Annotated in this window: 9 protein-coding genes; 6 read left to right on the forward strand and 3 right to left on the reverse strand. The window is 50.3% G+C overall.

Translation table 11 applies throughout. From position 1 onward, the window contains the following. Positions 1–7: 7 nt before the first annotated feature. Positions 8–1,249 carry an NRAMP family divalent metal transporter gene (locus tag AACH44_RS11170; protein WP_261848639.1) on the reverse strand — a complete coding sequence of 414 codons (1,242 nt, stop codon included), beginning with the start codon at positions 1,247–1,249 and terminating at the stop codon, positions 8–10. 364 nt (positions 1,250–1,613) lie between these two features. Between AACH44_RS11170 and AACH44_RS11175 the strand changes: the two genes are divergently transcribed. Next, positions 1,614–2,279: a GntR family transcriptional regulator gene (locus AACH44_RS11175; protein WP_261848640.1), complete on the forward strand. Its 666-nt coding sequence runs from the start codon at positions 1,614–1,616 to the stop codon at positions 2,277–2,279. A 65-nt stretch (positions 2,280–2,344) separates the two neighbouring features. On the opposite strand, the gene AACH44_RS11180 is transcribed toward AACH44_RS11175, so the two are convergent. Next, complete coding sequence (locus AACH44_RS11180) at positions 2,345–3,733, reverse strand: NarK family nitrate/nitrite MFS transporter (RefSeq protein ID WP_261848641.1); 1,389 nt, start codon at positions 3,731–3,733, stop codon at positions 2,345–2,347. A gap of 336 nt (positions 3,734–4,069) precedes the next feature. On the opposite strand from AACH44_RS11180, the gene narX reads away from it, so the two are divergent. The 4 genes from narX to AACH44_RS11200 all read left to right on the forward strand — a co-directional run bounded on the left by narX (position 4,070) and on the right by AACH44_RS11200 (position 9,395). Then, positions 4,070–5,878, forward strand: a complete 1,809-nt coding sequence (gene narX, locus AACH44_RS11185; protein ID WP_261848711.1) for a nitrate/nitrite two-component system sensor histidine kinase NarX — start codon at positions 4,070–4,072, stop codon at positions 5,876–5,878. After that, on the forward strand, positions 5,871–6,521 hold the full coding sequence (gene narL, locus AACH44_RS11190) for a two-component system response regulator NarL (RefSeq protein ID WP_010276892.1): 651 nt from the start codon (positions 5,871–5,873) through the stop codon (positions 6,519–6,521). Before narX ends, narL begins: the two co-directional genes overlap by 8 nt. Positions 6,522–6,781: 260 nt before the next feature. Beyond that, entirely contained in the window at positions 6,782–8,056 is a 1,275-nt protein-coding gene (locus AACH44_RS11195) for an acyltransferase family protein (protein ID WP_261848642.1), read from the forward strand. Positions 8,057–8,354: 298 nt separating this feature from the next. Continuing rightward, on the forward strand, positions 8,355–9,395 hold the full coding sequence (locus tag AACH44_RS11200; protein WP_261848643.1) for a DUF481 domain-containing protein: 1,041 nt from the start codon (positions 8,355–8,357) through the stop codon (positions 9,393–9,395). Positions 9,396–9,470: 75 nt separating this feature from the next. Here the strand turns inward: AACH44_RS11200 and AACH44_RS11205 are convergent, their stop codons facing one another. After that, positions 9,471–10,157, reverse strand: coding sequence for a gamma-glutamylcyclotransferase (locus AACH44_RS11205; RefSeq protein WP_261848644.1), 687 nt, complete (start codon positions 10,155–10,157; stop codon positions 9,471–9,473). A gap of 433 nt (positions 10,158–10,590) precedes the next feature. On the opposite strand from AACH44_RS11205, the gene AACH44_RS11210 reads away from it, so the two are divergent. Next, complete coding sequence (locus AACH44_RS11210) at positions 10,591–11,394, forward strand: siderophore-interacting protein (RefSeq protein WP_261848645.1); 804 nt, start codon at positions 10,591–10,593, stop codon at positions 11,392–11,394. The last annotated feature ends 216 nt before the right edge of the window (positions 11,395–11,610 follow it).

Consider the following 11,610-nt stretch of genomic DNA (forward strand, 5'->3'; position numbering starts at 1 on the left):
GTTCTCCTTACACGACCTTCAGGAAATTAAAAATTGCACTAAAGGACATAGCGCCCATGTACCACGTCAATGCACACGTAATCAGACCCAGCCATAACAACCAGCGCGGGTAATGATATCCCTCCATCAAATCAGCACGTTTCCATCCCACATAGACAAAAATGGATAAACCAACAGGCAAAATCAGTCCATTAAATCCCCCGACAAACACCAATATGGATGCTGGTGTTGTCCCCAAAGACAGATACACCACCAAAGAAACGACGATAAAAACGATAGTGGCGAGATTTCGCTGACGCTCTGTCATCGACTGTTTAAACACGGTGACAAAGGAAATGGAGGTGTAGGCTGCACCAATCACGCTGGTTAACGCGGCAGCCCAAAAGATCAGACCAAATATTCTTACGCCAATACTTCCGGTTGCGTGTTGGAAAGCTTGAGACGCGGGGTTGGCAACCTGACTTGAGATATCCAACGTGACGCCGCTTGCCACCACGCCCAGCACGGCAAGAAACAGGATGAAACGCATTAATCCCACCACCAGAATGCCTTTCGTCGCCGCCGCCGACACTTCTTTAATGTGCTCCACGCCGACCATGCCTTTATCCAGCAGTCGATGCGCGCCAGCATAGGTGATGTATCCCCCAACCGTTCCCCCAACGATAGTAGTAATGGAGGCAAAGTTAATCTCATCCGGCAGGATGCTCTGGCGTAAGGCTTCGCCAACTGGGGGGTTCGACATCACCGTGACATAGAACGTCAATACGATCATCATCAAACCTAATAACACCATGATACGGTCAACGGTGGTACTGGCTCGGCGTGAGGAGAAAATGTAAATAGCCACTGCTGCACTGATCAATCCGCCCCATTTCGGCTCCAGCCCCAGCAATGCATTCAGCCCTAAACCGGCACCGGCAATGTTACCAATGTTAAATGCCAGCCCCCCCAAAATAACGAGTACCGACAGAACGTAGCCACTCCCTGGCAGCGCCGCATTAGCCACATCCGAAGCACGCATACGCGTCGTGGTAATAACGCGCCACACATTTTGCTGCACCACATAATCAATCACAATCGATGCCAAAATGCCGAAAGCAAATGCGGCCCCCATCATGGCAGTAAAGGTTGCAGTTTGTGTAATAAAGCCAGGACCTATTGCTGATGTCGCCATCAGAAAGATCGCAGCAATCAGCGATGAACGTCGACTCTGGGCGAATGTATTGTTTTCGGTATCTTGCGCAGCCATGTGACTCACTCCCGTTAATAGATAATGACCTTCCCTTCTGTTAAGCAATTTACAGACCATTGTTGGTACAAAAATTAGTATTGTTAATAAATACAATGGTAATTGTTGAACAATATTCAAATAAGTGTTGATAAAAAAGACAAAAAACGCGACAGATCTCACAAGAAAGTGTGTTATCTGATTCCGACCTCAGATAACGAAGTTCGCCTTGGTGCGGATTGTGCTCAGAAATGATGCACCAACAGAGAGAGTTGGCACTGTGATGATGCAACGGCGGCACAGTATGTGGAGGTGCCACCTTGCTGCTGCTACGGGAATATGTGAAGATTGCGCTATCCTTCCTCCCGTAACCCACTGGATCTTCATGAAGAAAGACGCGCCCGTACAAATGCTGGGTGAGAAAACCGCCGAAATTATTCGCCAGAAAATTATCATCGGCGAACTCGCTCCAGGTATGCGTCTTTCCGAGGCTTCACTGAGTGAGCTACTGTCCATTTCGCGCAATACACTGCGTGAAGTCTTTAGGATACTGACGCTAGAAGGGTTGCTGTGTTATGAGCCCAATCGTGGCGTTTATGTCGCGATCCCTGATATCGCCGCAATCATTGATATTTATCGCATACGCAAACTGATTGAATGTGATGCGCTAACGCACGCCTATCCGCTCCATCCTGCCGCGACACAAATGGAAGCCGCCGTGTTGGAAGCCCGGCAGTATAGTAAAGAAGGGAACTGGATCCGCGTCGGTACCGCGAATATGAAATTTCATACGGCTATCGTGGCGCTTGCTGATAGTGAACGCCTGACCCGACTATATCGTCATATCTCTGCGGAGCTTCGTCTGGCTTTTGGTCATTTAGACGACCCTGAATTACTTTACGCGCCCTACATTGAAAAGAATGCCAACATACTTGCGCTGCTGAATAGCGGACAGAATGCACTGGCAGCACAGACGCTGGCGGACTACCTTGATCTTTCAGAACGGACGCTGCTTGCAGCCTATACGCGCCATAAGCAAACTGCCCGATAACCCTGGAAGCACAGCACGAGGGTTTGCGCCGAGAATTAGCCTCGGCGCCATTGTTCACATCGGCGTTATGATTTCTTTCTGGCATAAAACAGCCACGTCACCAGAACACACACCACGTAGCACACCACAAACACTTTCATGGCGCCGGTTGGTGAACCCGTTAATTCCAGCGACATCCCAAAGGCCTGAGGAATGAAGAAGCCGCCGATAGCGCCAATCGCCGAAATAAAGCCCAGCGCCGCGGCGGTATCTGTGGCCGCAGAACTCTGTGCATCCGCATCACTTCCCCCCTGAGCCTTAACCCGATCTCCCGTTAATTTACGGAAAATAACCGCGATCATCTGGAACGTTGAACCACTCCCCAGACCCGCCGTCAGGAACAGCATCATGAAGATGCCAAAGAACATCCCGAATGAACCCGCAGAATTCGCACTCGGCAGAGATAGGAACAGTAACACCGAGAAAATTGCCATTAGGATGAAGTTAATCAGCGTGACCTTCACACCGCCAAAGCGATCAGACAGCATTCCACCAACCGGGCGCGCCAACGCGCCCAGCAGCGGGCCAAAGAACGCGTAGTACAGGATCACGATATCGGGAAACTGCGTTCTGGATAGCATGCCGAAACCTGCTGAAAAACCGATAAATGAACCAAAGGTGGACAAATACAGAAAGCTGAGTACCCACAGGTGCATTTGCTTCAACACTGGCAACTGTTTGCGTATCGATGCATTAGCCGTCGACAGATCGTTCATGCCAAACCAGGCAGCGGTTGCAGCAATAATCAAAAACGGTACCCACATCCAGGCAGCATGGTGCAGCCAAATCTGGTGACCGTCGGGCTGAACCACACCATTACTGGAGAAACCCAAAAGCGGCAGGAAGATCACCACTGGCACCAGCAGTTGCATCACGCTCACACCGAGGTTGCCCAATCCGCCGTTAATGCCTAACGCACTACCCTGACGTGCTTTGGGGAAGAAGAAGCTAATGTTCGCCATGCTGGACGCGAAATTTGCCCCCGCGAAACCACACAGCAGAGAAATCGTAACAAAAACGCGGTAAGGCGTTTGCGGATTCTGTACGACAAACCCGAGCCAGATACACGGGATAACCAGGATAAGGGTACTCAGCGTCGTCCAACGGCGGCCACCGACCAGCGGGATCACGAAGGAGTATGGAATCCGCAACAGCGCGCCAGAGACGGAAGGCAGCGCGGTAAGCAAAAATAACTGGTCTGTGGTAAAACTAAACCCGACCTTATTTAGGTTAACCGCCACGGTACTGAAAATCATCCAGACACAAAACGACAACAGCAGGCACGGTACGGAGATCCAAAGATTACGCTGTGCAATCCGTTGTCCACCAGATTGCCATAATGTTGCATTTTCAGGATTCCATTCCCTTATCAGCGTGCTTTGCGATACTTGTTCGGGTGATGAAGGCTGCGTCATAAAAACCTCGATAAATAAAAACGCGGTAGAATTAAGGCGCAACATTAGGGATTACACAGCAGGTAAAATTGATGCAAATCAACGTGCTGTGAGGTAAAAAAACCGGGTAAAAATAACCACACTCCTTAATGAGTAATAAAAATAGAAAAATAAGCAACGATAATTCAAGCGGTTATCTCTCTCTCTTTTCTTACTGCCATACCCACTTTCAAGGCATGGATATTCAGTGGTACTCACTAGTAGGTATAGGGTTATCACGTAGGATCGGGAAAAATGCCAAAAGGGTTATCCTTCTCGGTACTGGTTTTCTACTCCTCCAGCAGAGGTCGCTTTATTATGTTGAAACGTTTCCTGCTGCCGCTGTCGCTCGTCAATCAGGTTGCACTATTGATGCTGCTACTCGGTTTGCTGGGTATTGCTGGCATGTCGGTTTCCAGTTGGATGTCACAAAGCATCCAAGGGAACGCGCACGCCATTAATAAAGCAGGTTCACTGCGTATGCAAAGCTACCGTTTGCTATCGATGGTGCCGCTCTCTGCCGAGAATGAAATTTATCTGCAAGAACTGGAAGAAGACGAAACCAGTAGCGACCTTCAGCAGGCTGTGCGCCGGGAAGGGCTCAGTGAGCAATTCACTGCGTTGCGCGTTTTCTGGCTGGAAAGCCTGCAACCCCATCTGCGGCAAGCAACGCACTCCGCCGATGCCTCAGCCGATGTCGCCCGTTTTGTACAACAACTGGACGATCTGGTTTCCGCCATCGACCACAAAACCGAACAACGCCTGATGATGGTCACATTGGTGCAGCGCATCTTCATCGGCATCATGTTTATCCTGCTGGTCACCACATTCTTTTATTTGCGTCGTCGTCTATTAACCCCGTGGCAACGTCTGGTTTCGATGGCGCAGGCCATCGGACACGGCGATTTCACCCAGCGAGTGGCGATCAACGGTCACGATGAAATGAGCACGCTGGGACAGGTGCTTAACAGCATGTCGGATGAGCTTTCCGCGATGTACCACAGTCTGGAGCAGCGCGTAGCCGAGAAAACGGCTGACCTGCAACAAAAAAACGAGTTGCTCTCTTTTCTTTATCGCGCCAGCCGACACCTGCATACCGGTGCGCCGCTGTGCAGTCGATTGATGCCGATCCTGAACGAACTGCCCTCGTTAACACCGCTGCGCAATATTCAACTGCGACTGTATGAAGATAATAATCAGGAACAGTTTCATCAGTTTAGCGACGACAGTCAGTTACAGCCGGATCACTGCCCAGATAACAGTTGTCAGAGCTGCGGTGTGCAACATAAACAGGAAGAGCAGCCGGGTCACCCCCACTGCTGGGATCTGCACGATAAGCACGGCCAATATGGCGTCGTGTTGGCCACGTTGCCAGACCATACCGTGCTGAGCCACGATCAGAATCAGTTGCTAAACACGTTATTGGAACAGTTGACCAGCACGTTGGCGCTGGAGCGTCAGTCTACCCATCAACAACAGTTGATGCTGATGGAAGAGCGCGCCACCATTGCCCGCGAGCTGCACGACTCTATCGCACAGTCCCTCTCCTGCCTGAAAATTCAGGTGAGTTGTCTGCAAATGCAGGGCGGCGATTTGCCCCCTACGTCACAGCAGTTGCTGACAGAAATGCGCGAAGAGTTGAACACCGCCTACCGCCAACTGCGTGAACTGCTGACGACTTTCCGGCTGAAGCTTTCGGAATCCGGCTTACTTGCCGCGCTGCGGGCATCGGTCGATGAATTCGGTAAGCGGCTAGGGTATCCCATCGAGCTGCATTACCGTCTGCCGCCACAGTCGGTCTCTGCTCATCAAGGCATTCACGTTCTGCAAATTGTGCGTGAAGCCCTGAGTAATATTTATAAACACGCACAGGCCACGCAGGTCGATATCACGCTACAGCTGCGGCAGGGTTATATCGAACTTAGCGTGGCGGATAACGGCATCGGCATTCCTGATGATGCCAGCCGCGCCAACCACTATGGACTGATTATCATGCGCGACCGTGCTCGGGGTTTGCACGGCGAATGCATTGTTCGACGCCGGCCGCTGGGGGGAACAGAAGTGAACGTCAGCTTCCTCTCTGAATACCGTCACCGGCTACCATTAACAGGAGAAACACATGATTAACGAAGACGCCGCCACTCTACTGCTGATTGATGACCACCCCATGTTGCGCAATGGCGTTAAACAACTCATCAGTATGGACCCAGAATTACAGGTGGCTGGTGAAGCCAGTCACGGCGAACAGGGTGTCGAACTCGCGGAGCAGTTGGATCCGGATTTGATTCTGCTTGATTTGAATATGCCCGGCATGAACGGTCTGGAAACGTTAAATCGTCTGCGGGAAAAATCACTGTCCGGCCGCATTGTCGTTTTTAGCGTATCTAACCATGAAGATGATGTGGTCAATGCCTTAAAAAATGGTGCCGATGGTTATTTGCTAAAAGATATGGAGCCGGAGGATTTATTAGCCGCGCTGCATCAGGCGGCATCAGGGAAAATGGTGCTGAGTGAAACATTAACACCGATTCTGGCCGCCAGCCTGCGTGAAAGCCGCCACAGTAGTGACCGGGATATTCAGCAGCTCACCCCACGCGAACGCGATATTTTGAAATTGCTGGCTCAGGGACTCTCCAATAAAGTGATTGCCCGTAAACTCACCATTACCGAAAGTACCGTTAAAGTTCACGTCAAACACCTGTTGAAGAAAATGAAGCTAAAATCGCGCGTTGAAGCGGCCGTCTGGGTATTGCAAGAAAAAGTCATTTAATCAAAGCGTAAAATCGGCAGTGATGATCAGCGGTAAGGATAAGGCGCTCAGGCGCCCCTCCCATCGATATCATCCTCGAGCGAACGAGGGTGCAGCAGAAGTTGATGGAAATACCACCGCCATCTCACTAAGTTAAACAATTGTTAAACGACACCATCATTTATAGCTATTATCCTAATTAATATGACGTTACTCTCGTCTAAACTAGTTCGTAATCGCATTTTTCGGCTTTTACACCGAGTTTAACGTTGAGGAACAATATGAAGAAGGTCAGTAAGGAGCGATTTATCGGCCTGGAATGGTTACGATTTTTGCTCGGCTGCTATGTGATGATTTATCACACGGTTCACATTTATCCCCAGCGTGAACGTATTCCGTTCTTGAGCGAACTCACCAGTATGGGATTCTTCGCCACCAGCACGTTCTTTGTCCTGTCTGGCTTTTTGTTAGCGCATGTCTACATTAAGGACGGACGTCTACGTGAGCCTGTTCGCCAGTTCTGGGCTAAACGCTTCTTTAATATTTACCCTATCCATATCATTGCCCTGCTGTCTTCTATTGCCGTCGTCACGCTCATGCAGTGGCTGGCAGTGCCGCCAGAAGGACAAGTCGCCAGTGCGCGTTTCGTCATTTATGATACCAACGACCCCGCAGCCGACCCCGAAACGCTGCGCCATTACATGACAAATGCACAACTGGCATTCAACGGGTTATTGCAGGTACTGATGTTGCAGGCATGGAATCCTTACTTCCTCACCTTCAATGCCCCGTTATGGTCGCTTTCTACGCTGTTCTTTTTCTATCTGGCCTTTCCGCTGCTGGCTCCGCGTCTGTTGAACAGCCGTCATCCGTGGCTGTGGATGGGCATCGTCTGCTTGCTGTATCTGTTACCGCCGATTTGGGTGATCTGGCAGCAACAGTTCGGCATGCCGTACACCGGGCTGTTGCAACGTGGGCCGATCTTCCGTTTGCCGGAATTTTTGGCCGGGATTTTAGGCTATGCGCTGTTCCGTCATTATCGCCAGAAAGATCGCTCACCGTTAAGCAAGGGCCAACGTCACAGCGTTGCCCTGTTTATCGGTATAAATTTCCTCGTCGCGACCTGGCTATTCACGAAAGGTGACGCTTATTGGTATTTTCTGCTGCACAACGGTTTGCTGTTGCCCGCTCAGGTCGGTTTAGTGTGCCTCAGCGCATTGGCGCGTGAGCCTAACAGCGAGTGGCTGCGGCATTGGTCACCGCGACTGGGGGCGGCATCACTCTCCATCTTTGCGCTACATGTTCCGCTCTTCAATCTTTTCCGCACGTTGGAACAGCTGATACGCGGTAATCCGATGGCCTGTTTCAGCGATTGGGATCAGTGTATTGCCGCTGCCGGCCAAGTACAGCTGTCCATGACGGGCTATATCATTTTCCTGATCAGCACCGTGACGCTATGTGTTCTGTTCCAGGAACGAATCGTGTTCCGCGTAAGAACGTTCCTGACCTCACGTTTCCTTAGCAGTAAAACATCCCGCACGCAGCGTACCGCGTAGCACGATCATCGCACACGATCTCTGGCCTGAAATACGCGGGGCCAGAGATTTACCGCCCCACATCAACGTTCTCCGCTACTGCTAAAAACGTGACAGACATCGCGTTATAGCGGTTAATCATCAATAGCAACTTTTATAACTATTTACATTCTAATCAATTATCGTTTTCGGGTAGAGCATCACTCTAATTCCTGTTAATGTTTGCCGTTCCGGGCTAAACCGGTTCGTTATCAACGGCTGCACGTCTTTGTCTCTGACGGGCGTCTCACTACATGTCACCACGGTTTATTTGGCAATAATGACACTATCCAAACACGCAATCTCTTCCCTCAGCTTGGTCATCGCCCTCTCCGCAGGCATTACGCAAAGCCGCGCTGACACCATTTGGCTGAACAATGGCGACAAAGTCACCGGGAAAATCACGCTGCTTGACGGCGGCAAACTCTTTGTCAACACCGACTATGCTGGCTCCATCTCTGTAGCCTGGGATCAGGTGAAAACCTTTGAAAGCGATCACGGCCTAGTGATTCAGGGTGAACGCTACGAGAAAGGCGTACTGTACCCAGCGGTGAAAGCCGGAGAAAACCGCGCCATCGTCGCGAGCCCGTCGCTGGCTAACGAAGCAACAGGTCCGCAAACCTTGCCACTTTCCGAGATCACGTCCATCGTGGCGCAGAAGCCACTGGTGACCGATTTCGCCTGGAAAGGCAACATCGATGCTGGCATGTCACACAAGAAAAGTTCGACAGAAACCGATAATTACGATGTGGCGCTGAACACGAAAGCGCGTCACGATACGTGGCGACACAACCTTGATGCCAGCTACCATTTGGCAAAAGAGGATAAAGTCGAGAGCACCAAGAATGCGGCTGGCGAATATGCGCTGGATAAATTCGTGGATGAAAATTGGTTCTGGCAGGGTCGTTACCAGTACAAACGTGACTGGATTGAAAGCATTAAAATCAACCGCTCTTTCGGTCTCGGTCCTGGTTATCAGTTCTGGGATAACGACTTAGGCGCGTTCTCACTGACGTCGCTGGTCAACTCCCAAACCTTTGTGTACCGCGATCAGGGCGATGATAATTTCTACTCTGGCGCGATAAAGTGGGCATACAACCGCTATGTGTTCAGCAAAACCGTTGAAGCCTTCACCAACGGTGAATTGGGACGTTCATTTGATGGCACGGCACCCATCTATCTGAAAGCGGATGCGGGCCTGCGCTTCAAGCTGACCGACTGGTCTTCTATGACCATGAAAGTGTCACGTACCCGTATCGAAAGTAATCAGGGAAATGTTGACGACACGCTGTACACCATGGGTGTTGGCGTCGGCTGGTAATACGGTCACTTCCACATCATTTCACGGTGAATGGTGATATCGTCGTTCACCGTGAATCTCTCCACTTATTTACCGCTACTGACCATTCCCCGCTGACTCAGCACTCGATTGTTGTAGAATACGCACCCGCTGCGCCAATTCGCTCACGCGTTCATCTTCTGTTCCATGATTCTTCAGTTCTTGCTCAAGCGCAAAGAGATATTGCGCATTGGTGCCGAGTGGACCGCTAGCGCACGCAATCAGCGGTGCGACGCTCTGAATGCAGGTATCATTTTCGTTCAGAGGATGCTCCGGTTCGGAAACAAACACCAGCGCCGTCAGCGGTGCGCCGTTTTTGCGCTGTAATTCGCACCAGAGCGGACGATAGCAGCCCGTCAGCATTTCTCGCTTCCAGAGCAGTTCCAAATCTTCACGTAATGATGTTTCCGTCAGGCGGAAAGCCAACCCCGTCGTTTGGCCGCCGGGTTGCAACGCCAGCATCCGCCCTGGCTGTGTTGACGTGCCACGACCAATAGTGAGGCGCAGGCAAAAAGCACGCTGCCACCCCGCCAACGTTGCCAGACAGATTTCTTCAGCGTCAAAAATCGGGTTCCACATCAGTGAACCGTAGCCAAAGACCCAGACAGGACAGCTATTTGGTCGTAGCGCCAGCGTCCTATCCAGCGAATCAGCCCGCTGTTGCGGCGTGAGCAGTAAGGTTTCTTCAATACATCCAAAAGACGTTCTACAATCTGCTTTTTGCAAAAAATCGCGTGTTAACACTACTTACCACCCCCAGCCCTACTCTTTTTCTGCTCGTCAGATCGGCTCTCGCCCTGCGTTTAAAAACCTAACTGCTTTATCTGTTTAATTTTACAACACTATAGAACCTGAGGTTATTCATTTATGGCTTTGCGATCAAGCTTGATGCGGGTCACAAAACCGGAAAAAGTTCGTGATAATGTTTCATTCACACATCATGCAGCTTTTATATATACCAACTTAATCGGTAATACGACGTCAGACTTGACGTCTTGCTGATATAAACGCCATTTTTGTGACAAAAGCGGTCTACTTTATGCTTTTTGCGTAATGTAAAAGCCCCAACAACGTATTTATTTCGATAAAAACAACAACGAAGGGACGAAATGATAATAATTATCATCTCGTGTTACTATTATCCCTACACTGGAATTGACTACCACGGAGACACTGAATGGCAACGCCGCGTCAGCCTGTTTTAGTTCAGGTGAAACAAATTCACGATATTTCCCCTCATTTACGCTGTATTACATTCCATCATGACGCGTTGCGCGATTATCCAACCGAGCGATATGGCGCGCATATCAAACTGTTTCTGCCTCAGGATGGGCAGCAAAAACCGGCTTTGCCTGTCATCGGTGAACGCGGCCCGCTCTGGCCAGAAGGCGAAGCCCGCCCCATCGTTCGAACCTATAGCGTCCGGGCGTTGCGCCCAGAGGATGCAGAGCTGGATATCGTTTTCGCCCTGCATGAACACGTTGGCCCTGCCGTCAACTTTGCTCGTCAGGCCAAGCCCGGCAACTGGGTAGGTATTTCGCAACCCGGCAGCCCACTCCCGATGCTGCCTCCCGCCTCTGCATATTATCTGGCAGCTGACCCATCCTCACTCCCCGCGCTCATGGCGCTGTTGGAGAACCTGCCCGATGACGCTCAGGGACATGCCGTGATCCGTGTCGACAGCGAAGCAGATAAACTCGATATAGCGAAACCATCACAGCTTCAACTGCATTGGGTCATCGGTGGGACAGCAATGACCGACGCGCTGTTGCAGCATTTTCAGGCACTCCCAGTAGCTGATAATGCATTTTACTGGTTAGCCGGTGAGGATCGTATCGTGGTTCAGCTTCGTCGCTATGTGCGTCGCGAACGCGGGGGGGAAAGAAATCAGATGTATGCAGTACCTTATTGGCGAGAAGGGTTAAATGAAGAGGATTATCATCATAAACGTCACGATATCATGGATAACCCTGACGAATAACCGTAAAAAATACATTTGATATTATAATCATAGGGAGAAGATAGGCAGATTCTCCCTTTTCATTTAAATTTACGCTCAAAGCGTAAAAATCCGTAAACTCCCCCGTACCAATACAACAATCTGTTATCATATTGTTCGTTTTATTACGTTATAACTACTTTTTAGTCACCTTTTGCGATTTATTATTGTGTTACGGCCATGAATAACTGGCTTATG

The sequence above is a fragment of the Pectobacterium araliae genome (assembly GCF_037076465.1).
GTDB lineage: Bacteria > Pseudomonadota > Gammaproteobacteria > Enterobacterales > Enterobacteriaceae > Pectobacterium > Pectobacterium araliae.

Coding starts and splice junctions, on each gene's coding strand:
- AACH44_RS11170 (WP_261848639.1), bottom strand. CDS start 1,249: ATGGCTGCGCAAGATACCGAAAACAATACATTCGCCCAGAGTCGACGT.
- AACH44_RS11175 (WP_261848640.1), top strand. CDS start 1,614: ATGAAGAAAGACGCGCCCGTACAAATGCTGGGTGAGAAAACCGCCGAA.
- AACH44_RS11180 (WP_261848641.1), bottom strand. CDS start 3,733: ATGACGCAGCCTTCATCACCCGAACAAGTATCGCAAAGCACGCTGATA.
- narX (WP_261848711.1), top strand. CDS start 4,070: ATGTTGAAACGTTTCCTGCTGCCGCTGTCGCTCGTCAATCAGGTTGCA.
- narL (WP_010276892.1), top strand. CDS start 5,871: ATGATTAACGAAGACGCCGCCACTCTACTGCTGATTGATGACCACCCC.
- AACH44_RS11195 (WP_261848642.1), top strand. CDS start 6,782: ATGAAGAAGGTCAGTAAGGAGCGATTTATCGGCCTGGAATGGTTACGA.
- AACH44_RS11200 (WP_261848643.1), top strand. CDS start 8,355: ATGACACTATCCAAACACGCAATCTCTTCCCTCAGCTTGGTCATCGCC.
- AACH44_RS11210 (WP_261848645.1), top strand. CDS start 10,591: ATGGCAACGCCGCGTCAGCCTGTTTTAGTTCAGGTGAAACAAATTCAC.